The following is a 23,599-nucleotide window of genomic DNA, read 5'->3' as shown; positions in this document are numbered from 1 at the left end:
TTCCTTTTTAGAAGTAAGACTGGACGTCGACGCCCAGTGAGGCACCCGTCTCGACCAGGCTTTTCCAGGCGGCGGGTGAAACTTTAGCGCGGCCATTGGCGCCAGTGCGGGCGGCATAGGCGAGCTCGCCGGGCGCGAACACGCGTTCGACACCAGGCGCGCGGCGCGAAGCCGAAACACGATCGAGCTCCGACTTGGCCCGGCCTTCGAACTGCTCCTCAGGCACGAAGTGTCCGACATCGATGGCGATGAAGACGTTCGAGCAGCGATAGGGCGTTGCCATGTTGCCGTAGAGGCCATTGACCTCGGCGCCGATATTGCCGCCCGAAAGCCCGCCGGTCAGCAGGTCGACCATGAAGGCGAGACCGAAACCCTTGGGGCCGGCAGCCGGCAGCAGCATGCCTTCGATGGCCTTCTGCGGATCGGTGGTCGGCGCGCCTTCCTTGTCGGCTGCCCAACCCTCGGGGATGGACTGGCCGGCAGCGGCGGCATTGCGGATCTTGCCCATGGCCACGGCGGAAAGCGCCATGTCCACTTCCGGCCGGAACTCGCCCGCGCTCGGCACGGCGATGGCCAGCGGATTGTTGCCCGTCAGCGGCTGCGCGCCACCGGTGGCCGGCATCAGCGGACGCGTATTGGACATCACGATGCCCACCGCGCCTGAATCGGCCATCATGCGCGCATAGCGCCCGGCCGTACCGAAATGGAAGGCGTTCCGCACGGCGACGGTCGCCATGCCGAACTTCCTGGCGCGCTCGACGGCGATGGCCACTGCCTGGCGGGCGGTGAGCTGGCCGAGCACGTCGCCGGCATCGATCACGACGGCGGCGTCATTGTCCGAGACGACCTGCCCCTGCGAGCCCTTGGCGACCGAACCGGCCTTGAGGCGCTCGACATACATCGGCACCAGCATCACGCCATGGGAGGCGACGCCTTCGATATCGGCGGCAACCAGGTCCTCGGCGACGATCGCGGCGGCTTCCGGCGCCACGCCGCAACCTTCAAAGATCGCAGCGACGGCCTTGGCCAGCGCCTCGGCCGAAACCGGCTCGTTGGGAGCGTTGGTCATCAGCGGGCATCCTCGTCATTGTCGTACCAGTCCGGACGCACGGGATAGTGCGGGCCGTCATAGATCTCGACGACGACAGTGTCTTCGTGAGCGACCGTAGGCCCGTGCACATTGCCCTTGGGGTTGCAGTAGAACGAGCCGGCTTTGAGCGTCACGCCCGTCTTGGTGTATTCGTAATGGCCCGAGAGACAGAACATCATCTGGTTGGACGCATGCAGGTGCGGCGTCGGGATGCTGGCGCCCTTCTCGAACTTGATCAGGGCGACCGAAGCGCCGGTCGCATCGTCGCGCCACAGCATCTTCTCATGCACGCCCTTGAGCGACTTTGCCCGCCAGGGCATGTCGTTCGACTGGATCAAAATCTCCTCGAGAGAGGGCATGCCCGGGGGCGTCACTGGAAGTCCGTCGTTGGCCACGAGTCACCTAAATATCAACTTTCGCTTTAGATGATATTTCACGTGATGCGAAAAGCCAAGCGGTAAGTGGCGGGCGTGTGGAAAGGGAAGGTCAGCGCCCCTGGCACCCCCTCCCTAGCCCTCCCCACAAGGGGGAGGGTGGAGTTTGCTGCTCGATTTCGCCAAAGACACCCACCCTCCCCCTTGTGGGGAGGGCCAGGGAGGGGGAAAGCCCCAAACACCGTCCGCGCGTAGTGGTCTCCCTCCCCCTTGCGGGGAGGGGACAGGGGTGGGGGTAGCCCCACTCCTCCGCTTCCGCGAAATCAGGTCACCAAAGCCCGCCCAAAAAACAGAACGAGCCCCCTACTCCGCCGGAAACCGCCCCGGCACCGGAGCCCCCGCCTGCAGCTTTTCCAGCCGATCCCGCAACGCCTTGATATGCGCCTGCATGAAATCGCCCGCCTCTTCCTCCCGGCCCGCGACCACCGCATCGGCGATCTGCGCATGCTGCCGGTTGGTAGCGCCCACATCGATCGTCTGCCAGAGATTGAGATACCAGAACCGCGTCGAGCGCTCGTGCAGCATCCGCGCGAAATCGCCCATCATCGTATTGCCCGAAAGCGTCGCGATCTCGCGGTGGAACCAGCGGTCATTGCTGGTAAAGGCCGCGATATCGGGCGGCTCGACATTGGCGTCGGTCGCCGTGGCGATGGCCCGCAGCTTCTCGAGTTCGTCCTCGGACACTTCGCCCGCCGCCACCCGGCGCGCCGCCGAGCGGGCCAGTTCCGGCTCCACCGTCAGGCGGGAATCCAAAATCTTGAGGATTTCGGCGAGGCTGTCCGGCTGGACGATAATGCCCTTGCGCGGCAGCACTTCCACCAGTCCTTCCAGGTGCAGGCGCTGGAGCGCCTGATGCACCGGCGTCCGCCCGAGATCGAGCTGAGCGCAGATCGCCGCCTCGTTGAGATATTGCCCGGGCAGGAAGTGAAGGGTGATCACCTTCTCCTTGATCCGCTCATAGGCCTGCTCGACAAGGGATTGCTGCTTCTCGCCAGACGCTCCCGTCTTGCCTTTCCTGGCGCTTGAAGTCTCCGCCATTTCCGCTCCTGTTGCAGACGGGAATGCTGACGTGGCTCGCGTCCACACAAGCAAATATGGCTACTGAAATATCTAAAATCCATCCTCCGCGCCAGCCCGCGCACGGCGATGGCGAATAAGTGCCGGTCTTTTCACGGGATATTCCCCGATTGGCTTTCCTGCGCCATACTCGCGCCATCCACGAGGGAGGCCCCAAGATGGCGTCAGAGCAGTCCGCGGCGAGCACGCCGCGCTACGCGCCCTGGAATATCGGAGCCGGCCTCGCCTTCGCGCTCTGCGCGCTCGTGGCGGTGCCGCTGGTGGGCATCGATGTCAGCACCATCTTCAGCAACGACGATGGTCAGGTCACCTGGCTGACGCTCTTCATCGGCGTCTTCGCCGTCGGCTGCTTCATCTGGTGGCGCCTCGTCTCGCGCACCCACAAGTTCACGCTCTGGCGCGGCGCCGTTGCCGGCACCTATGTCGCCGTCTTCTCCTATCCCGTCGTCATCGCTCTCGCAGAAATCTTCCAGCGCAACTGGCAGGAGGCGGGCGAGCCGGGCACCATAGCCGAGCGCCTCCAGCACATCCTGTTGCTGAGCGGCCTGACGCTTCTCACCACCGGCTTTGCCGCCATCATCCTCATGGCCGTCATCGGCGCCGCTATCGCCTGGGCACAGGGCCGCCGCTTCCCACAGGCAGCAGCGTTGGGCAAGGAGCAGCGCCGCCGTCGCGGCTTCATCCGCACCCTCCTGCGCGTCACCGGCACCGTCGCGGTCGTGCTCCTCGTCGCGCTCGCCGGCACGTTCAGCATCGCCTCGATCTGGCCGCTCGACACCAAGCCGCTCACCTTCGATCCCGCAAGCAGCCACCCCGCCGCCGACTATCCCGCGGCGCTGGCCGCCTTCGATGCCGTCAAGGCCCGCGAGGCCCAGCTCGATCTCCACCCGCGCTGCCATTCGAGCCTCCTGACCCATGGCAGCAAGGTCAAACGCGCCGTCATCTTCTTTCACGGCCTCACCAATTGCCCGGCCCAGATCGACGTTCTCGGCCAGCAGCTCTTCGACCAGGGCTACAACGTCTACATTCCGCGCCTGCCCGGCCACGGCATGGCCGATCCCATGACCACCGCCCTCGCCGACCTCACCGCCGAACAGCTCGTCGCGACCACCAACGAATCCATCGATCTCGCGCAGGGCCTCGGCGATGAAGTCGTCGTCGCCGGCCTCTCCGCCGGTGGCACCATGGTCGCCTGGTCCGGCCAGTACCGCGCCGATGCCGGCAACACCGTCTCGATCGCTCCGTTCTTCAGCCCGCATGTCGTGCCGCCATGGGCCGCTCACGCCGCGGCCAGCCTGATGCTGGCGGCCCCCAACATCATGGTCTGGTGGAACCCGCTCGAGCCCTTCCCCTCCGAGGAAATGGATTACGCCTATCCGCGTTACGCCACCCATGCCGTCGCGCAGATCATGCGGCTCGGCCAGGCGATCGATGACAGCGCCCGCCGCGAAGCCGCCAGGGCGCAGAATCTCGGACTTCTCGTCAACGACGCCGATACCGCCGTCAGCAACGCCTTCATCCGCCGCGTCGCCGATGCCTGGCGCGCCGAGGGCCGCCAGGTCGATGTCGAGAACCTCCCCGAAGCCCGCCAGCTCCCCCACGATCTCATCGACCCCCGCCAGGCCGACCAGGACATAGCCTTCGTCTATCCCATCGTCCTGCAGATGATCGCCGGCCAGTCCCCTCCGGGGAACTAATCCCCCTCCCCCGAAACCGGCCTAGCCTGAAAGCGCTGCGCATCCGCGCAACCTCAGCCACCGCTGAAGAACCTCTTCAAACGGACATGCCCCCAAATGCATCGAAAAGTCCGCAAAACCCGCAAAAGATGGCCAAAGATTACCCGAAATTGAGTCGAAATTTAACGATTTGCGACCAGCCAATCACAAAAATATCATTTTATTTCAATAATTTAACTGAATTCAGAAACCCAAAAACACCCAAAAAACCGCAAGAAAAAGCGCACACCCCACAAATCGCCTATCCCAGCACCTTGCGCACCAGCGGCCGCAACGCCTTGGGCACCACTTCCGGCGCCAGCGACAGCACTTCCCTGAGCGAATAGAGCCCCGTCGCCGCAGCCAGCACCGCGCCTATCCCCGTCGCCACCCAGAAGTCGAGGAAGAAGCATCCGGCCATCGTCACCAGCGTCGCCCCGACATAGGCCAGCGACAGCACCATATTGCCCCGGCTCCACCGAAACCCGCTCAGCCCCCGCGCCACGAAATAGATGATCACCGTGTGCCACACATAAAGCCCGACAAAGGCCAGTCCCGCGCCGTCCACCCCGATCCACGGCACCAGCAGGGCCGCCAGCCCCACCTGCACCACCGCCGCCGCGACCTCGGTCCAGAAGAACGGCCGCTCCGCCCCCTTGGCCAGCACGATATAGCCCATCGGCCAGGCCACCACGCGCAGCATCATTCCCAGGCAGAACCAGCGCAGCAGCGCCTGCGCATCGGTGAAGGCGGAGGAATAGAAGATCGCGAGCACCACCGGCGCCAGCGCGATGGTCGCGATGACCCCCGGCCCCGCCAGCAGCAGGCTCACCCGCGCCTGCTCGTTGACCAGCCGGTTGACCTCGACATTGTCGGAGGCCACCTCGGTCACGCGCGGATAGAAATCGGTCCCCATCGCCTGCAGCACGAAGCCGGCATAGAGCGAGGCGATCCCCCAGGCCGATTGGTAGAGCCCCGCCGCATGCACGCCCTCGGCATGCAGCACGATGATCCGGATGAGATAAGCCGCGCCGGTCGTCAGCAGCGCGCTGGTCATGAAGACGAACCCCAGCCGCAGCAGCGGCCGCATCTGGTCGCGGATTGCCTCGCCCGCCGGCACCGGCTCGACATCGGCCTTGCGCGCATAGAGCGCCGCCGCCACGAAGGTCGCTGCAAACCCGCAGACCAGCGCCGGCGCAATGCCCTTCTCGCCCAGCCACACGATCAGCGCGATCGTCGCCACTGCCCCGGCAAAGACCGAGGCCACATTCGCCATCGCCAGGTGCCGCGTCAGCCGCAACCCCTGCAACACTGTGATCGGCGCCGCACCCAGCACCTTGAACAGCACCGCCGCACCCAGGATGGCCACCGCCATCGCCTGCACGTCGCTGCCGAATGTCGCCCACGCCACCGGCACCGCAACCGCCGCGAGTGCCACGCCTCCAACCACCGCCAGGATCGCCGACAGCCCCTTGACCGCCGCCACGGTTCGCCCGATGCGCCGCCGATCACCGGAACCGTTGGCTTCCGAAATCTGCCGCACCCCGCTCGACGCCACCCCCATGCCCGCAACCGAGCCCGCAAGGTCCACCACGAGGTAATAGATGCCGACAAGGCCGACACCGGCCGGCCCCAGCAACAGCGCCACCGCCTTCATGCGCACGACCGAGATCAGCGTGACGACGAGATAGGAGAGACCGATCACCGCCGTCGACCGCAGGATCTGGCCGTAGCTCCTGCTGGGGGCCTTGCTGGCCGGCGGCTCTTGGGCCGCGATCGTATCGGACATGGCGGACCCGGGTTTCGCTCCAATGGCGGAAAGTCCCACCGGGGGCCCGCCGCGGCCATAGACCGAACGTGCTAGCCGGCCCGGTAGAGCACCATGCCGCTCCCCATCGTCTCGTTCGGCCGCCGGATGAAGCCGTAGCGCTCGTAGAACCCATCCTTGCCGCCCGCCGACATCAGCCCCAGCATCGCGCCCGACCCCGCCGTTTCCTCGAAATAGGCCAGCGCCGCCCGCACCAGCCTGTCGCCCAACCCTCGCCCCTGCCGCCCAGAGGCAACCAGCACATCGTGAAGATGGAAGTAGAGCGCCCCGTCGCCAACGACTCGCGCCATCCCCACCAGTTCCGCGCCGTCCCACAACGTCACGCAGAACAGCGAGCCCGCCAGTGACGCCTCCGCCACCAACGGCGCGATCGGCTGCCAGCCGACGGAGCGGCGCAGGCTGTTATAGGCTTCGACCGAAGGCGTCTCGCGCCGCAATTGCAGCTCCAACCGCGTCCTCCCTGGCGGGCGCAGTGCCGCACCCCGCTGAATCTCGCACCGGGCGGGCTTCCGCTTCGCCTCGCAAGCCCTTATAGCAGGCGGCGCCGGAAACTTGGGGCATGCCATGACCGCCAGAAACTACGTTATCGATGAAATGATCTCAGCCAAGGCCATCGCCGCGCGCGTGGAAGCTTTGGCCAAGGAAATCTCGGAGTTCTACAGCGGCACCGAGAAGCTCGTCGTCGTCGGCCTGCTCCGCGGCTCCTTCATCTTCATCGCCGACCTGGTGCGCGAACTCGACTTGCCGGTCGAGGTGGATTTCCTCGAAGTCTCGAGCTACGGCAACTCGACCGAGTCCAGCCGCGAAGTGCGCATCCTCAAGGACCTGCGCGGCGAGATCGAGCACCGCGACGTGCTGCTGGTCGAAGACATCGTCGATACCGGCTACACCCTGCGCCACGTGCTCGACATCCTCAACACGCGCCACCCCAACCGCATCGAGGTCTGCGCCTTGCTCGACAAGCCGTCGCGTCGCGAAGTCGACGTCAAGGCGCGCTGGATCGGCTTCGAAATCCCGGACAAGTTCGTGGTCGGCTACGGCATCGACTACGCCCAGCGCAACCGCAACCTCCCCCATATCGGCGCCGTCCGCTTCACCGACGCCGGCTGAGCTCACGGCTCCCGGATACTGTCATCGAGCCCCCGCAGCAGCGGGTAGAGGAAGTAGGAGATGATGGTGCGGGTGCCGACCTTGATCTCGGCCGTCACCGTCATGCCCGGCAGCAGGTGCATCGGTCCCTCGCGGGTATCGAGGCTCTTGTCATCGATCAGCACACGCGCCTTGAAATAAGGCATGGCCGCCGCCCCCTGCGCATCGGCCTTGCCGTCCGGCGTGAAGGCGTCGCGGCTCACCGTGCGGATTGAACCGTCGGCGGTGCCGAACTTCTGGAACGGGTAGGCGTCGAACTTGACGCGGGCAACATCGCCCGCCGCCACCTGCCCGATATCGCGCGAATTGACCGACACCTCTGCCTCGAGCGGCACATCGACCGGCACCAGCGTCACCACCGGCTCCGCTTCGCGCACCACCGAGCCAATCGACTTGGCCGCCAGCTCCAGCACCACCGCGTCGGACGGCGCCGTCAGCGTCACCATGTTGCGGCGCAGCTCCATCTTCTTGAGCTCCTCGGCCGCCTCGTCGCGCTTGCCGCGGAAATCGACGAGCTGCTCCATCGTCGCCCGGCGGTAATCCTGGATGAACGCCGCCCGGTCCGCCTCGAGCTTGGCGATCGTATGCTCGGCCTCGACCCGGCTCCCCTCCATCTGGGCCCGCGTCGCATCGACATCGAGCCGCGAATTGCGGGACGTGAGGAGGTCGAGCAGTGAGCCGTTCTGCTTGTCGAACAGCGCCTGCCGCGTGGATTCGATCTGCGCCAGCGTGTCGGACTGGTTCTTGAGCACCGCCTCCTGCGACCGGCTGCTGTCCATCGCGGCCTGCTGCACGGCCACCTGCTGGTCGAAATTCTGCAACTGCGCCGCATAGTATGCGCGCCGCTGCTGGAAGAGCCTTACCTGCAACTGCTCCTCGTCGGAGCTCCCCGCGAGGGTCGCGTAGTCGCTGCCGTCGAGCTCCGCCTGGCTGCGGCTCACCTGCGCGTCGAGCACCGCCAGCCGCGCCTTCTGCCTGTCGACATCGGCCTGCGTGAAGGTCGGGTCGAACGTCACCAGCGTCTGGCCGGCTTTGACCACATCACCCGCCTCAACGTCGATCGTACGGATGATCGAGGTTTCGAGCGGCTGGACGACGATGGTCGGCTGCGTGGTCACGAGCTTGCCCGGCGCCACCACGATCTCGTCGACCGAGGATACCGACGCCCAGGTCACCGCCGCGATCAGGAACGCGGTGATGCTGTAGAGCGTCATCCGCGCCACCCGCGGCGGCACCCGCTCCTCAAGCTCGACCGCATCGCTCTGGAACTCGGAAATCACCTGCACGGGCTTGCGCCCATCGTCCGATGCCTTGACCTCGACCGGCTTTGGCCGCCGCTTCTCTTCGGCTGCTTTCGCAGCCGGCTCGACGACCTTCATTTCACTCGACTTGGCTGTCATGCGACCTGCCTCGTCTGCTGGTTCCACAGATGCCGATAGGTGACGCAGCGCGTCAGCAACTGCTCATGCCGCCCGACATCGGCCACGCGCCCACGCTCGATGACCAGGATGGCATCGGCATCGGTGAGCGTGGAAAGCCGGTGGGAAACGATGATGACCGTCCGCCCCTTGGCGATCGAGGCGAGGTTGCGCCGGATGATCGCCTCGCTGTCGGGATCGAGCGCGCTCGTGGCCTCGTCGAAGATCAGCAGCTTGGGGTCGGTGATGAGCGCCCGCGCGATCGCCAACCGCTGCTTCTGCCCGCCTGAAAGGTTGGCCGCGTTCTCCTCGAGCATGGTGTCGAACCCGCGCGGCAGTCGCTCGATGAACTCATCGGCGCCCGCCATCCGCGCGGCCTCCGCCACTTCCTCGAACGTCGCATCCGGCCGCGCCGAGGCGATGTTGTCGCGCACCGAGCCGCGGAAGAGGAAATTGTCCTGCAGCACCACGCCGATACTGCTGCGCAGGTGCACGAGGTCGATCTCGCGGCTATCGAACCCGTCCATGCGCACCAGGCCCTGCTGCACCTGGTAGAGCCCCTGGATGAGCCGCGTCACCGTGGTCTTGCCCGATCCGCTCTTGCCCACGATGCCGAACACGGAGCCCGAGGGAATCGAGAACGACACCCCGTCCAGCGCCGGCGCACCGTCAGGGCCGTAGCGGAAGGAAACGTCCTCGAAGTCGATCTTGCCGGTCAGCACCGGCCGCAGGCCCCGGCCGCGGCCGAACTGCTCGGGCTGCCGGTTCATCACCTCGCCGAGCATCCGCACCGAAAGCGCCACTTCCTGGTATTCGTGCACCATGGTGACGATCTGCACCAGCGGCCCCGACACGCGCCCGGCCAGCATGTTGAACGCCACCAGCGCACCGATGGTCATGGTGCCGTTGAACACATCGAGCGCACCCAGCCCGATGATCGCCACGCTCATCAGCTTCTCGACCAGCGAGGTCAGCGCCTGCGCGGCCGTCGAAATCTTGTCGACCTGGAAGCGCACGGAAATGGATTGCGCCGAGTAATCGTCCCACACCTTGCGCTGGCGCGGCTCGAGCGCCAACGACTTGACCGTGCGCATGCCGTGGACCGTTTCCACCAGCAGTGCCTGCCGGTCGCCCTCGGCCTTGTAGAGGTCCTGCAGCCGCCGCCGGAACGGCCCGATAAGCAGCAGCACGATGACGCCGACCAGCAACGCAAAGCCGACGACGACGAGGGTCAGCTTGACGCTGTAGAGCAGCAGCACCGGCAGGAAGACGAAGAGCGACAGCCCGTCGAGCAGCGTCAGGAACAGCCGACCGGTGAGAAATTCGCGGATGCGCGCCGTCTGCTGCATGTGCTTGACCAGCACGCCGGCCGAGGCCTGCTCGAAAAGCGCGATGGGCAGGTTGAGGAGATGCCCGAAGGTGCGCGTCGCCACCCGGATGTCGATGCGGTTGGTGGCGTAGAGCAGGAGGTATCGTCGCAGATAGGTAAAGGCGGCATCGAAGATCAGCGCCGCCCCGATGCCGATCGTCAACACGGTGAGCGTGGCATAGCTTTCGTGGATCAGCACCTTGTCGATGACGAGCTGGAAGAAGATCGGCGTCGCCAGACCCAGCGCGTAAAGCACGATGGCCGCAATCGCGACGTCTCCGAAGAGCCGCCTCTGCTTGAAGATTTCCGGCAGGAACCAGCGCAGGCCGAACGGCTGCTCGGGATCGCCCAGCTTGAAGGTACGCTTGAGGAAAACGACCTCGCCATTCCATCGGCTGGCAAACTGGTCGCGCGCGATAAGCAGCGGCTCGGGCCGCTTGGCCAGGGGATCGAGGATGCGAACCGCGTCCGGCGTCTTGCCGTCCACCGTTTCGGCGGGCCCGGCCACGATAACCCAGTTGCCGTTGCTCAGTTGCGCCAGCACCGGATAGGCGTCGCGCAGCTTCAGCAGTTCCTTCCAGCCCATCCGGGACGAACGGGCCCGCAGCCCGCCATCCTTGGCCATGCGCAGGAGCTGTCGCGGGCTCAGCGGCTGGTCGCCCAGCGCATAGTCATGAACCAGCCTGTCGGGGGCCATGTCCACGCCGTGGTGGCGGGCCACGAAAGCCAGGCAATGCACGCCGGTACGGGAGGTATCACTCATCACTGGCCACCGACTTCAGGACGCTGGAGGAACGCGCTAGTTGAAATTGGGCGAAGCGTTGGGCGCGGGCGGCGCGGCGCTGGTCTCGACCTGCGGCGCAGCCTCGTCGGCCTTGGGCATCAGGTCGTTGAGGCGACGGATCGCACCGGCCTCGACCAGTCCGGCCTGCGCCTTCTGCATCAGGTCGACCGCGTTGGCGAAGGCATCGACCGGCATCACAATCCGCTGCCGGAAGACGGCGCGGGGATTGCCGTGCTCGTCCTTCTCGGTGGGCGACAGGCTCACGAGATTGATGCGGACGATCGAGCCGGTAACGGTGATCTCGCCGACGCCATCGGCATAGAGTTCATCGTGCATGGTTTGCTCCTGCGTGAGAAATGGAATGGGTATGGGCAAGCGGATTGGGCTGCTGCCAGGCCGGCAGCGGATCATCGAGCGCCCGCCAGCTTTCGGGCTGGAAGCCGTCATCGGCCATGAGGCAGGCATCGAGCGAAGCGGTGATCGCCTCGCGGTCCAGCGCCGTGCCGATAAACACCAGCTCCTGGCGCCGATCGCCCCATTGCTCGGTCCAGTGCCGATCGAGCAGCGTCCTGAATTGTGGATGGACCGGCCATTGCTGGCGCGGCACCGCCGCCCACCAATAGCCCTTGGCCTCGCACCGGCTCTGTGCTCCGGCGACGGACAGCACGCCGGCCCATTCCGGCCGCGTCGCGATCCAGAAATGCCCCTTGGCGCGAATGACGCCCGGCCAGCCACGCTTTACCTGCGCATGGAACCGCTCGGGATGGAACGGCGCGCGGGCGCGGTAGACGAAGCTCGAAATCCCGTATTCCTCGGTCTCGGGCACATGCCCTTGCGGATTGAACAATTCCTTGTGCCAGAGCGGGTGGGTCGCGGCCTTCGCCTCGCTGAAAAGCCCGGTATCGAGCACCTGCCGCAACGGCACGTTGCCGAAATCGGTCTCGACCACCCGTGCATCCGGATTGAGCGCCTTGACGATCCGTCGCACCTCGGCGACGCGGCTCGTGGCCACGCTCGAGATCTTGTTGATGACCACCACGTCGGCGAACTCGATCTGCTCGACCAGGAGGTCGATGATCGTCCGCTCATCGTCTGCCGCCCGCACTTCGCCGCGATCGCGCAGCATGTCGCTGCCCGAATAGTCGGCAAGGAGGTTGGCCGCGTCGACCACCGTCACCATCGAATCCAGCCGCGCGAAATCGGCCAGCGCCAATCCCGTCACGTCGCGGAAGGAGAAGGTGGCCGCGATCGGCAGCGGCTCGGCAATGCCGGTCGCCTCGATGAGGAGGTAGTCGAACCGTTTCTCTGCCGCCAGCCGCCGCACCTCGGTGAGGAGGTCCTCCCGCAGCGTGCAGCAGATGCAGCCATTGGTCAGCTCGACCAGCGTCTCTTCCGTCCGCGACAGTCCCGCCCCGCCGTCACGCACCAGGTCGGCATCGATATTGACCTGGCTCATGTCGTTGACGATCACCGCCACCCGCAGGCCTTCGCGGTTCATCAGCACATGATTGAGCAGCGTCGTCTTGCCGGCGCCGAGAAAGCCGGTGAGCACTGTGACGGGGAGCTTGCCGCTGGTGCGTTCGAGATTCTGCATCTAGGCCGCCAGCGGCTGGAAGATGACGTCGACGTAGTAATTGGTCTTGTTGAAGCTCGACGTCGGGAACACGTCGCCCGTACCATAGGCGTAGAGCCCGTTGGCGCCGCTCGGTGCGCTGAGGTGACCGCTGGTGAGCTGGGCGCTGAAGAAATCGCCCGTTGCCCCATAGGTCCCCTGCGATCCGTAGGAAACCACGTATTGCGTATTGGCCGAGATCGACACCGGCTGCGTCAGCATCACCGTCTGCCAGCCGCTCGCGCTCTCGCTGGTCGTGGTAGCGCTCGCCAGCTGCGTGCCGGTCGAGGTCCAGAGATTGGCCGTATGCGGCCCATTGTCGTTCGCCGCCTTGTAGAAGCGGATGCCGGTTATGGTGCCCGCCACATCGGCCTGGAACGTCATGCCGAGCTGGACCGGGGTGTTATCCTGGTAGAACTGGGTCGGCGCCGCCGTATCGGCGAAGAGGCTCTGTCCCGCCCCGCTCTGCTGCGCCTCGACCTGCAGCGAAACCGTCGCCGAAGACGTGCCGCCGCGACCATCCGAGATCGCATAGGTGAAGTTCGCTGCCCCGGCATAGCCGCTGTCGGGCGTGAAGGTGATAGTCTTGTTCACCGCATTGTAGCTGACGCTGCCATGGTTGGCGCCCGAGACGCCTGTGATCGAAAGCGGATCGCCATCGGCATCGGTGTCGTTGGCGAGAAGTGTATTGGCCGCGATCACCAGCGCCGAATTCTGCACCGCCGTCAGACCGGTATCGTTATTGGCCACCGGGTTGGAATTGACGGCCTGCTGGTAGACCACGTCGACCCAGTAATTGCTGTTGCTGTAGCTCTGCGTCGGGAATTGCGAGGTCGAGCCATAGGCATAGACGCCGTTGCTGCCGGCGGGGGCCGTCAGCGCTCCGCTCGTATGATCGGTCGCGAAATAGTTGTTGGTCGCGACGTAGTAGCCGTTTGAATGGAACGAGGCCACGTAGGTCGCTCCCGCGCTCACCGTCACCGGGCTCGAGAAATAGACCATCTGCCAGCCGCTCGAGGATTCGTTGGCGAAGGTGGCGCTGGCGAGCAGCGTGCCGGTCGAGGTCCAGAGCGAACCGGTATGCGTGCCGGAGTCCTGCGCACTCTTGTAGTAGCGGATGCCGGTAATGGTGCCGGTGGCCGAAACCAGGAACTTGACGCCCAGCTCCACCGCACCCGGATCACCCGATTGCGCCGCGGAAGACCCATCGGACGCGCCGAAAAGGGTCGTGCCCGAAGTCGCCGAGGTCACCTGCACTTCGACTGCCGCCGAAGCCGTGCCACCCTTGCCGTCCGAAACCGTGTAGCTGAACCCGCCGGCGCCGAAATAGCCGGCATCGGGGGTAAAGGTCACGGTGCCCGCGACGGCATCGAAGCTCACGCTGCCATGACTGGCGCCGGAAACGCCGGTCACCGTCAGCGGGTCGCCATCGGCGTCGTGGTCGTTGGCGAGGAGCGAGGACACGGCGATGACGATCGGCGTGTTGGTATTCGTGTTGAACCCGCTGTCGTTCGCCGCCACCGGATTGTGGTTGCCGCCCGTCAGGCTGTCGAAGGTGACATCGACCCAATAGTTCGCCGCCCCGTAAGTCCCCGTCGGGAACTGGCTGGTCGAGCCATAGGTGAAAACGCCGTTGCCCCCGGCCGTTGCGCTCGAAAGCGCCGTAAGCGGGCCTGACGTATGGTTCGCGTTGAAATATCCGCCATCGGCAACGTAGTAGCCGTTCGAGTGATAGCTCGCGACATAGGTTGTATTGGCCGTCACCGAGATGGGATTGGCGAAGGTCAGTGTCTGCCAGCCGCTGGCCGTCTCGTTGCTGAAGGTCGCGGTGGCGAGCAGCACGCCGGTCGAGGTCCAGAGCGAGCCGGTATGCGTACCGGTATCCTGCGCGCTCTTGTAATAGCGGATGCCGGTAATGGTGCCGTCCATCGAGACGGTGAACTTGACGCCGAGCTCGACCGCACCGGGATCCTGCTGCGGCGGACCGGAAGGCGCATTGGCCGCCGAGAAGAGGCTGGCGCCGACAATGCCCTGCTTGACGTCGACATTGACCGTCGCCGTCGAGGTACCGCCACGTCCGTCACTGATCGTATAGGTGAAAGTCCCCGCGCCCGAATAACCGCTATCGGGCGTATAGGTCACCGCGTTGTTGACGCTGTCGAAGGCGACAGTGCCGTGGGTGGCATTGCCGACCGAGAGGATGCGCAGCGCATCGCCGTCGGCATCGGTATCGTTGCCGAGCAATTGTGCCGCCGACAGCACCAGCGGTACGTTCCAGCCGCCCCGAACATTGTCGTCGTGTGCGACAGGCACCGTGTTGACCGCGGTCGAGGTGAAGACCACGTCCACCCAGTAATTGGTGTCGCTGCTCTGCCCCGGGAAATCGCCACCCGTGCCATAGACATAGACACCCGCCCCGATCGGGGAGGAAAGCAGGCCGCTCTGGTAGGTGGTGTTGAAGTAGCCGGTATCGGCCGAGTAATAGCCGCTCGTGTGATAGGACGCGATGTAGAGTTGCCCCGCCTGCACGGTAATCGGGGTCGTGAACATCAGCGTCTGCCAGCCGCCCGAGGACTCGTTGCTGAACGTTCCCGTGGCGAGAAGCGTGCCCGTGCTCGTCCACAGGCTACCCGTATGGGTGCCGATATTGAGCGGACCCTTGTAGAAGCGGATGCCGTCGATCGTACCACCGGTCGCCGAGGAGAACTTGACGCCCAGCTCCACCGAGTTGCGCTCGTATTCGAGCGCATTGACCGGCTTGTTGGCATAGGTCCAGAGGCTGGAAGTGGACGGCAGCGTCACCTGGATCTGCGTGCCCGTCGAGGCCGCGCCGATATTGAGGCTGTCGTCGGTCGCTCGCGCCACGATGTTGTAGGTGCCGCTGGCCTGCGCGATCCAGGTATAGCTCCAGTTCGTCGTGCCATCGGCCTTGCGCCACGTTGTCCCGCCATCGACGGAAACCTCGATCCCCGCCACGCGCCCGCCGCCCAGGTCCTGGGCGGTGCCGGTGATGGTAAACCGTTGGCCCTCGGTATAGGCAGCGCCGGCCTGTGGGCTGGTGACGGAAGCCACCGGCGCCTGGTGATCGGTCGACTGCGAGGCAAGCATCAGGCTGGCATCGAGCGTGGTCGGCTGCACGCCCATATCGGCGAACATGTTGACCATGGCCTGCTGCACGTTGGGGTCGACCGGCACGCCCTCAAGCTCGTGCTGGGCATTGAGACCCCACGACCACATGACCGAGCCGGCGCTGAACACCAACGCCCCGCTCTGCTGGTCGCGATACATGGTGAGGCTGTGCGTGGCGTTGCCCGGCCCGACCGTGTTGCCGTAGTCGAGTAGGTACGTGTCGACCGCGATATTGGACAGCGACAGGTTGATAAGACCGGCCGGGCGGAAGCCGTTATCGACGTCCGAGTTCCACTCGTAGCCCAGCAGCCCGTTGACGAGCTGGCCACTCTGCCCGGGCAGAGTGTTGGAGATCGCCGTGTTCCGCCAGAAGCGCAACTGCGTCATCTCGTAGGGAATGGAGATCGTATCCGTCCGCCACGAGTCGACCGAGAACATGGTCCCGATCAGCGAATTTTCCGGCTCCTGGCCCGGATCGGCAAAGCGCGTATCGCGCCAGGTCGCGGTCGAGCCGGCAGCCGGGTTGATGTCGGTATTCGCCCAGGTGTCCTTGTAGCAGGTCATCGTGCGGTAGGGCGTGCCGTTCCCGTCGATGCTCTCGTTCCACTGCACCTTCCAGTAGCAGTCATTGCCGCCCCAGAACGCCAGGTTGACGCCCGCATCGCGCGCCGCCGTCACATTGGCGCGCTGCTCGCCCGACCAGTATTCGTCGTGGCCGACCGAAAGATAGACCTGATGGTTTAGCAGCAGGCCTTGCGAGCGCGCAACGTCGACGCCCGAGACGTAGGAAACGTCGTACCCGTTCTGCTCCAGCCACTGGATGGCGGGGAATTCCTCGCTGAACACGAAGTCCTGCGGTCCCGCTGCCAAGAATCCAGTCGAGGTATTGGTGATGATCGGACGGTTGTAGCTCACCGCATAGCCACGCCCGATCGCGCCCAGCCCGCAACCGCAATTGGGCGGCATGTAGGCGATCATGTCGGCCGGATTGAGCGGGGTCGTACCGCCATAAAGGTTCGAACCGCCCCAGGGGTTATAGGCCTGCCAGGTCGTGTCCGAGGTCTGGAAGACGATGTCGCTATGCGAGGAGTCGTCGCGCACGACGAAGGGAATGATATTCTCGCCGGCCGTCCCGTCCTCGCGCACGAGCTTGGCAAAATAGACGCCCGAAACCGCATCGGCCGGGATATCCCAGGAGGCCGAAACCGACCAGTTACCCGCATCGATCAGCCCGATGCTCGCATCCACGATCGGGTGCGGCTGAATCTGCGCGCTGCTCAATTGTTTGTCGACCACGTCGACCAGGCGGGCGCCGTCGCCGCCGTAATAGCCCATGCGGTAGATTTCGAGCCGGTAATGGGTGGAGTCGGTGGCGATCTTGAAGCTCACCGTCCCGCCGACATTGGTGCTGATCTCGGTCGCAAAGCCCTGGATGTTGGCGTCGCCGATATCGGACCGCAGCGCCCAGACTTCGCGCGGCGTGCCCTGCTTGAGGTTTTCGAGCGCGATCCTGTTGAGCGTCGTCGTCGTGCTGGTGCCGCCGCTGAGCGCGGTCACCGATTGCGGCGTGGCAGCAAGCGCCGTGAGCGGCGCTGCGCCATCCGAGCCGGTGGCATCCGGAGCCGGGCTCAGCTCGATGTTGAGCGAGACGGTCTTGGCCATGGCTCCGGCCATGGCATCGAAGCTCACCGCATCAGGGAGCGATATCGCAGCCGCATCGACGGTAAGGGCGGTGAGCACCACTCCACCGCCCCCCATCGACCCGGACGCCTGCCCTCCCTGCGGGGCGTACGAGCTATCCTTCGACTGACCGTCGGTTCCCGATGACGAGGCTGTCTGCCCGAAGAGCTGCAGGATCAGCGGCACGTCGGTGCCGCCGCTGGCGGCCGATGCCGAACTCGAGGCGCTTGGCGCCGGATCGCTCGGCGCCTTGGGGGCTGCCGCATCCGGTGCTGGCGCGCCTAGCCCGCCGCCTGAAATACTGAGGAATTCGTCGTCGTCCTTGCCGCCGCGCTTGAGCATAGCCCTTCGCGCCGTCTCCGGCGCGCCCCAGGATTCTCGTCAATGTTCGATATTTGCGCCTCTGCTACGCCTTGGGAAAAGTTCGCAATTTGACCGACACCGGCTATCGAACTAAGTGCCCCCTCCCCCTTTTGGAGTAACCCATAGGGACTGGCCAAAAACAGAAAGCCCGCCGGTGGAGGCGGGCTTTCTTGAGGCTGACTCAGCTTTCGCCCGCTGGTGGACCGGCATGCGGGAAGGCCAGTTTCATCGGATCCAGGAGCGCCAGGCCATTGGGACCGATCAGGTTTTCCTCGAGCGCCAGCTCGCTCACCGTGCGGTGCTTGGTCAGAGCGTCCTTGGCGAGACGCGCGCTGCGCCTGTAGCCGATAACCGGCACCAGAGCCGTCGCCGTCACCACGCTCGCATCGAGGTGCGCCCTGCACCGCGCCCCATCGGCAACGATACCCGAGACGCAACGCTCGTCGAACGTGATGATCGCCCGCTCCAGCAATTGCAGCGATACATGGAGGTTGAAGGCGATCAGCGGCTCCATCGCGTTGAGCTGCAATTGCCCGGCCTCGGCCGCCATGGTGATGGCCACGTCGTTGCCCATCACCTGGAAGCAGACCTGGTTGACCACTTCGGGGATCACCGGGTTCACCTTGCCCGGCATGATCGAAGAGCCCGGCTGCACTTCCGGCAGGCGGATTTCGCCGATCCCGCCCCGGGGTCCGCTCGACAGCAGGCGCAGGTCGTTGGCGATCTTGGAAAGCTTGGTGGCGATGCGCTTGAGCAGCCCGGACAAGGAAACGAAAGCCCCCATGTCCCAGCTCGCTTCCAGCATATCCGCGGCAAGTTGCACCGGCAGGCCGGAAATCCCGGCCAGTTCCTCGATCACGATAGCCGCATAGCCCTCAGGCGCATTGAGTCCCGTGCCGACCGCCGTGCCGCCGAGGTTGAGCTCGCAAAGCGCCGGCACCGCCGCGCGGATCGCCGCCACATCCTTGCGGAGCGTCGTGGCGAAGGCACCGAATTCCTGACCGAGCGTCATGGGCACGGCGTCCTGCAATTGCGTACGCCCCAGCTTGACCACGCCAGCAAAGGCGCCGGCCCGATCCTCGAAACTCGCCGCCAGCTTTTCGAGCACGACTTCGAGCCTCTTCGAGGCCAGCACCAGCGAGAGCTTTACCGCCGAAGGGTAGACATCGTTCGTCGACTGCGCGCGGTTGACGTCGTCATTGGGGTGGATGAAGCCGTAGCTTCCCCGCCCCTGCCCCGCCTTCTCATTGGCGAGGTTGGCAATGACCTCGTTGACGTTCATGTTGACCGACGTACCGGCGCCGCCCTGGATGGCGTCGATCGGGAACGCCCTTCTGTGCCCACCTGCAATGAGCGCATTGCAGGCCGTCTCGATGGCCGCCACCTTTTCAGGCGCCAGCGCCCCAAGCTTGCCATTGGCGCAAGCCGCGGCCTTCTTGATCATCCCCAGCGCCACGATCAGGGTATCGAACTGGCCGATCCGGATACCCGATATGGCGAAGTTCTCGACCGCTCGTTGCGTTTGCGCCCCCCAAAGCGCATGCGCCGGTACGTCGATCGATCCCAGGCTATCCTCTTCGCTGCGGAAGATTTTGCCGGTGTTTGCCATTCTCTCCTCGGGGGTCTGACTTCAAAATTCAGGATGTGCGAAGCCGGCACGCTCCGAGACGGAGCGCGCGAGCATTGGTTGTGTATGGCTGGTCGCTGCTAGTGCGACAGAATCTTGGACAGGAACGCCTGGGCGCGATCGCTGCGCGGACTGTTGAAGAACTCGTCCTTGGTCGCGTCCTCGACGATCTCGCCGGCATCCATAAAGATGATCCTGTCAGCCACCTTGCGGGCAAAGCCCATTTCGTGGGTCACCACCATCATCGTCATGCCCTCGCGGGCCAGCTCGACCATCACGTCGAGCACCTCGTTGATCATTTCCGGATCGAGCGCCGAAGTGGGCTCGTCGAAGAGCATCGCGATGGGGTTCATCGCCAGGCCGCGTGCGATAGCCACGCGCTGCTGCTGGCCACCGGAAAGCTGGCCCGGAAACTTCTCGGCATGCGCACGGATGCCGACGCGATCGAGCAGCGTCATTGCGGTCGTGCGCGCCTCCTCCCGGCTCTTGCCGAGGACCTTCATCGGCCCGAGGCAGAGATTGTCGACGATCGAGAGGTGCGGGAAGAGTTCGAAGTGCTGGAACACCATGCCCACACGCGAGCGCAGCTTGGGCAGGTCCGTCTTGCGGTCGTTGACCTTGATGCCATCGACGATGATCGTGCCGGACTGGATGTCCTCAAGCGCGTTGACCGTCTTGATCAGGGTCGACTTGCCCGAGCCGGACGGGCCGCAGACCACGACCACTTCGCTCTTCTTGACGCTGGTCGTGCAGTTCTTGAGAACCTGGAACTGACCGTACCATTTGCTGATGTCGTTGATTTCGATCATGACGGCTCCACTATCGAACGATTGCAATTCGCTTGCGCAGGGCGCGAACGAGTTGAGAGGCCGCGAACGAAATCACGAAATAGACCAGGGCGGCGAACAGGTACATTTCTACAATTCGGAAATCGCGCTGGGCGATCTTGGAGGCGGCGCCGAGCAGGTCCGTCACCGACAGCACATAGACCAGCGAGGTGTCCTGGAAGAGGATGATGGTCTGCGTCAGCAGCACCGGGCTCATGTTGCGGAGCGCCTGCGGCAGCACGACGTAGCGCATCACCTGCGAATAACGCAGGCCGATGGCATAGCCGGCGCTGACCTGCCCCTTGGAGATGGACTGGATGCCCGCACGCATGATCTCGGCGAAATAGGCCGCCTCGAAGAGGATGAAGGTGATGAGCGCCGAATAGAACGCGCCCACCTGCATCGGCCGCGACGAGCCGGTGACCCACTGCCCGATATAGGGCACGAGGAAATAGAACCAGAAGATCACGAGCAGCAGCGGCAGCGACCGGAAGACGTTGACGTAGGTCGCCGAGATCCAGGAGAGCACCTTGTTGCTGCTCAGTCGCATGAGGGCGAGGAGCGTGCCGAGCACGAGGCCGCCGAGGGTGGCGAGCACTGTCAGGATCAGCGTCAGGCGCAAGCCTTCCAGCAGCACGTAGCTGAGCGAGCGGTAGATGACGTCGAAATCGAAATTGGCAAACATGACCCGCCCCTACTTCTTGACCGAGATGAGGCCGGGAACGGCGACACGGGCTTCGATACGGCGCGACACCCACACCACGCACATGTTGAGCACGAGGTAGAGGATGGTCGCGGCGGTGAAGGCCTCGAACACCTGGAACGAATATTCCTGCATCGTGCGGGTACGCGAAGTGAGCTCCAGCAGGCCGATGGTGAGGCCGACCGAGGTGTTCTTGAGGTTGTTGAGGAATTCGGAGGTCAACGGCGGGACCACGATACGAAGCGCCATGGGCAGCAGCACGTAGCGATAGGTCTGCGGCAGCGTCAGGCCGATGGCGAGCCCGGCCATGCGCTGGCCTCGCGACAGCGCCTCGACACCGGCCTGCACCTGCACCGCGACGCGCGCAGAGGTATAGAGACCGAGGCAGATCGTGGCGGTGTAGAAAGGCGCGTTGGGCAGCTGCTTGAGCCAGGTCCCCGCGCTCGCAGGCAGCAGTTCCGGCAGCACGAAGTACCAGAGGAACATCTGCACCAGGAGCGGGATGTTCCGGAAAAGCTCAACATAGCACTCGCCGAAGAGCTTGGCCCAGCGGTTGGGCAGCGTACGCAGCACGCCCACGAGTACACCCAGGCAAAAGGCGATGACCCACGAGGCGAGCGCTGTCACGATGGTCCACTGCAGGCCGGTCAGCAGCATATCGAAATATGTGCCGTTACCTTCTGGCGAAGGCGCCCAGTAGATCGTCCAGTTCCAATTGTAATTCATTGGCGTTCCGCAAAGCGATTGGGCGGCGCGCGCGGGCGCCGGAAAGGCGGGGTGCGAGAGCGCCCGCGGGGGCGGGCGCTCCCTTCATTGGCCTAGCGGTAATCGTCCGGGTTCGGGCTGTCGGTGGGCTTGGCCACGACGGCTGCAAAGGCTGCGCTCATCGGAACGTTGAGATTCACGTCACGCGGCGGGATCGGCTGCAGGAACCACTTGTCGTACGTCGCCTTGATCGCGCCGCTCGTGTAGTACTCAGTCATGGCCGCATCGACGACGGCCTTGAAGTCCGGGTCATCGCGACGGAGCATGATGCCGTAGGGCTCGATACCATAGGCCTCTTCGGTGATCACATAGGCCGACGGATCCTTGGAGTTCGCAGCAAGGCTGTAGAGCAGGATGTCGTCCATGAAGAAGGCGACGGCGCGGTCGGTCTCGACCATCAGGAACGCCTCGGCATGGTCCTTGGCCGAGAGGATGTTGATGCCCAGGTTCTGTTCCGCATTGAGCTCGGTGATGAGCTTGAGCGGGGTCGTGCCGGCGGTCGAAACGATCGTCTTGCCCTTGAGGTCTTCGAGGGTCTTGAGATTGTTGACAGCCTTGCTGACGTAACGCGGCGAAACCACGTAATGGGTCATCGTGAAGCCGACCTGGGTCTGGCGCTCTTCGTTATTGGTCGTCGAGCCGCATTCGAGGTCGATCGTGCCGTTGGCGAGCAGCGGAATACGGGTCGCCGGGGTCTCCGGAACCATCTCGATCTTGAGCTCGTCCATGCCCAGGTGCTTCTTCACCGCATCCGCGATGTTCAGGCACAGGTCGATCGCATAGCCCACGACCTGCTGCTTGTCGTCATAGTACGAGAACGGCAGCGAGGAATCGCGGTGGCCCAGTGCAATGGTGCCGGTTTCCTTGATCTTGGCCAGGGTGCCGGTGAGATCCTGTGCGGCAGCCGGGGCGGCGATCATGAGGGTTGCCGCGGAAACGGCGATAACTTTCTTCAGCATTATGAGGTTTACTCCCTAGAGGTTAGTCGGCCGGGTTAGGCCCGGTTTGTTCGCAGCCGAGTCGTGCTCGGCGACAGATACGGTTCGCGTCGTTCTCTCCCTTTTCTGGTTGTCACCGCGCGGGCTTCGAGCGCACCGCGCTTGTCTCCGGTGGGCGCGTTCGCAGGACCCTCGTGTTCCTTGATCTGCGCCCACAATCTCTGGATGGCGGCCTTGTCCTGGTTGCGGTCGCGGTAGGCCATGACCGACAGCGACATCGACCAGCCCTCGTCCCCGATCGGCGCCAGCTTCTCGCTGGCGCTCTCGTCCATCACCGATTCCGGCAGCCAGGCGATGCCGTGGCCGGCGATCGCCATTTCCCGCAGCACTTCGGACATGTTGCTCACCCCGATGCGCACGCGGCGCACCTTGGTCGGCCGCGAGTCGAAGATGAGGTCGACCATCCGGGCGAGATAACTGTCCGCCCCATAGGCCAGCATCGGCATCGGCTGGCTGGCCCAGGCCGGAGGAAGCGTCAGCGCGCCGGATTCGACCAGGTGCCGTGCCCCGTAGGGCCTCAGGCTTTCATTGCCGATCTTGATCTGCTCGTAGCGCCGCGTATCGAGATGCAGCGGCTGCTGCGGGTTGTGGTAGTAGATGAGGATGTCGGCCGCGCCCGAGATCATGGCATTGACGGCATCGCCGACATTGCCCGGCATCACGTTGCAGGTCAGCGACAGGTCCTGCGTCCAGCGACCCCACCATTCGGCGAAACGCCCGGTGGCCAGGGCATGCGGCAATGCGATCGAGATATGATCGTGCCGCGACACCGAACCCTGCGAGATCGAAATCCGTGCGTCGAGCATCTGCCCGAGAATGTCGCTCGCATGCTCGCGGAACCGCTCGCCTTCGGGCGTCAGCTCGATCGGAAAGATGCTCCGATCGACCAGCGACACGCCCAGCCAGGCCTCCAGCCCCTGCACGCGGCGGCTGAACGCCGCCTGCGATGAGTTGCGCTTCTCAGCTGCCTTGGTGAAGTTCCTTACGTCGGCAAGGGTCAGGAAATCCTGTAGCCAGCCTATGTCCATCGG

At 64.7% G+C, this 23,599-nt stretch carries 18 protein-coding genes; 2 read left to right on the top strand and 16 right to left on the bottom strand.

Going from position 1 to position 23,599, the window contains the following annotated elements; translation table 11 throughout:
* Positions 1-7 precede the first annotated feature (7 nt).
* The 3 genes from JNE37_RS13010 to JNE37_RS13000 all read right to left on the bottom strand — a co-directional run bounded on the left by JNE37_RS13010 (position 8) and on the right by JNE37_RS13000 (position 2,562).
* The gene (locus tag JNE37_RS13010) at positions 8-1,069 is read right to left on the bottom strand and encodes an Ldh family oxidoreductase (RefSeq protein ID WP_203063180.1); all 1,062 of its coding nucleotides are present in this window, start codon (positions 1,067-1,069) and stop codon (positions 8-10) included.
* Positions 1,069-1,449 (bottom strand): cupin domain-containing protein, encoded by a 381-nt coding sequence (locus tag JNE37_RS13005; RefSeq protein WP_203063179.1) that lies wholly within the window; start codon positions 1,447-1,449, stop codon positions 1,069-1,071. Before JNE37_RS13005 ends, JNE37_RS13010 begins: the two co-directional genes overlap by 1 nt.
* 378 nt (positions 1,450-1,827) lie before the next feature.
* Positions 1,828-2,562, bottom strand: coding sequence for a GntR family transcriptional regulator (locus JNE37_RS13000; RefSeq protein ID WP_052015398.1), 735 nt, complete (start codon positions 2,560-2,562; stop codon positions 1,828-1,830).
* Positions 2,563-2,759: 197 nt separating this feature from the next.
* Here JNE37_RS13000 and JNE37_RS12995 point away from each other — a divergent pair, with 197 nt between their 5' ends.
* Positions 2,760-4,298 (top strand): alpha/beta hydrolase, encoded by a 1,539-nt coding sequence (locus JNE37_RS12995; RefSeq protein WP_203063178.1) that lies wholly within the window; start codon positions 2,760-2,762, stop codon positions 4,296-4,298.
* Positions 4,299-4,578: 280 nt separating this feature from the next.
* On the opposite strand, the gene JNE37_RS12990 is transcribed toward JNE37_RS12995, so the two are convergent.
* Together JNE37_RS12990 and JNE37_RS12985 are read right to left on the bottom strand one after the other, a co-directional pair.
* Positions 4,579-6,105 carry an O-antigen translocase gene (locus JNE37_RS12990; protein WP_035091227.1) on the bottom strand — a complete coding sequence of 509 codons (1,527 nt, stop codon included), beginning with the start codon at positions 6,103-6,105 and terminating at the stop codon, positions 4,579-4,581.
* Between the two features lie 71 nt (positions 6,106-6,176).
* Positions 6,177-6,593 (bottom strand): GNAT family N-acetyltransferase, encoded by a 417-nt coding sequence (locus JNE37_RS12985; RefSeq protein ID WP_203063176.1) that lies wholly within the window; start codon positions 6,591-6,593, stop codon positions 6,177-6,179.
* Positions 6,594-6,708: 115 nt separating this feature from the next.
* On the opposite strand from JNE37_RS12985, the gene hpt reads away from it, so the two are divergent.
* Entirely contained in the window at positions 6,709-7,254 is a 546-nt protein-coding gene (gene hpt / locus JNE37_RS12980) for a hypoxanthine phosphoribosyltransferase (protein ID WP_035034537.1), read from the top strand.
* 2 nt (positions 7,255-7,256) lie between these two features.
* On the opposite strand, the gene JNE37_RS12975 is transcribed toward hpt, so the two are convergent.
* From JNE37_RS12975 to JNE37_RS12925, 11 genes are all read right to left on the bottom strand, one after another.
* Positions 7,257-8,693, bottom strand: a complete 1,437-nt coding sequence (locus JNE37_RS12975) for an HlyD family type I secretion periplasmic adaptor subunit (RefSeq protein WP_203063174.1) — start codon at positions 8,691-8,693, stop codon at positions 7,257-7,259.
* The gene (locus JNE37_RS12970; RefSeq protein WP_182399491.1) at positions 8,690-10,843 is read right to left on the bottom strand and encodes a peptidase domain-containing ABC transporter; all 2,154 of its coding nucleotides are present in this window, start codon (positions 10,841-10,843) and stop codon (positions 8,690-8,692) included. Before JNE37_RS12970 ends, JNE37_RS12975 begins: the two co-directional genes overlap by 4 nt.
* Positions 10,844-10,879: 36 nt before the next feature.
* A complete protein-coding gene (locus JNE37_RS12965; RefSeq protein ID WP_035034543.1) occupies positions 10,880-11,200 on the bottom strand; it encodes a hypothetical protein in 321 nt (106 codons plus the stop codon).
* The gene (locus tag JNE37_RS12960; RefSeq protein ID WP_203063172.1) at positions 11,190-12,458 is read right to left on the bottom strand and encodes a GTP-binding protein; all 1,269 of its coding nucleotides are present in this window, start codon (positions 12,456-12,458) and stop codon (positions 11,190-11,192) included. Before JNE37_RS12960 ends, JNE37_RS12965 begins: the two co-directional genes overlap by 11 nt.
* The gene (locus JNE37_RS12955; protein WP_203063170.1) at positions 12,459-17,627 is read right to left on the bottom strand and encodes a DUF4082 domain-containing protein; all 5,169 of its coding nucleotides are present in this window, start codon (positions 17,625-17,627) and stop codon (positions 12,459-12,461) included. It lies immediately after the preceding gene.
* 202 nt (positions 17,628-17,829) lie between these two features.
* Positions 17,830-19,257 carry an aspartate ammonia-lyase gene (locus tag JNE37_RS12950; protein ID WP_203063169.1) on the bottom strand — a complete coding sequence of 476 codons (1,428 nt, stop codon included), beginning with the start codon at positions 19,255-19,257 and terminating at the stop codon, positions 17,830-17,832.
* Between the two features lie 98 nt (positions 19,258-19,355).
* The gene (locus tag JNE37_RS12945) at positions 19,356-20,084 is read right to left on the bottom strand and encodes an amino acid ABC transporter ATP-binding protein (protein WP_035091242.1); all 729 of its coding nucleotides are present in this window, start codon (positions 20,082-20,084) and stop codon (positions 19,356-19,358) included.
* A 10-nt stretch (positions 20,085-20,094) separates the two neighbouring features.
* A complete protein-coding gene (locus JNE37_RS12940; RefSeq protein ID WP_035034551.1) occupies positions 20,095-20,787 on the bottom strand; it encodes an amino acid ABC transporter permease in 693 nt (230 codons plus the stop codon).
* A 9-nt stretch (positions 20,788-20,796) separates the two neighbouring features.
* Positions 20,797-21,531 carry an amino acid ABC transporter permease gene (locus JNE37_RS12935; RefSeq protein ID WP_035034555.1) on the bottom strand — a complete coding sequence of 245 codons (735 nt, stop codon included), beginning with the start codon at positions 21,529-21,531 and terminating at the stop codon, positions 20,797-20,799.
* Positions 21,532-21,623: 92 nt separating this feature from the next.
* Positions 21,624-22,529 carry an amino acid ABC transporter substrate-binding protein gene (locus JNE37_RS12930; RefSeq protein ID WP_035034558.1) on the bottom strand — a complete coding sequence of 302 codons (906 nt, stop codon included), beginning with the start codon at positions 22,527-22,529 and terminating at the stop codon, positions 21,624-21,626.
* 35 nt (positions 22,530-22,564) lie between these two features.
* A complete protein-coding gene (locus tag JNE37_RS12925; protein WP_081840624.1) occupies positions 22,565-23,596 on the bottom strand; it encodes a LysR family transcriptional regulator in 1,032 nt (343 codons plus the stop codon).
* Positions 23,597-23,599: the final 3 nt, after the last annotated feature.

The organism is Paradevosia shaoguanensis (assembly GCF_016801025.1).
GTDB classification, from domain to species: domain Bacteria; phylum Pseudomonadota; class Alphaproteobacteria; order Rhizobiales; family Devosiaceae; genus Paradevosia; species Paradevosia shaoguanensis.
This window is presented reverse-complemented; position numbering and strand designations above follow the sequence as displayed.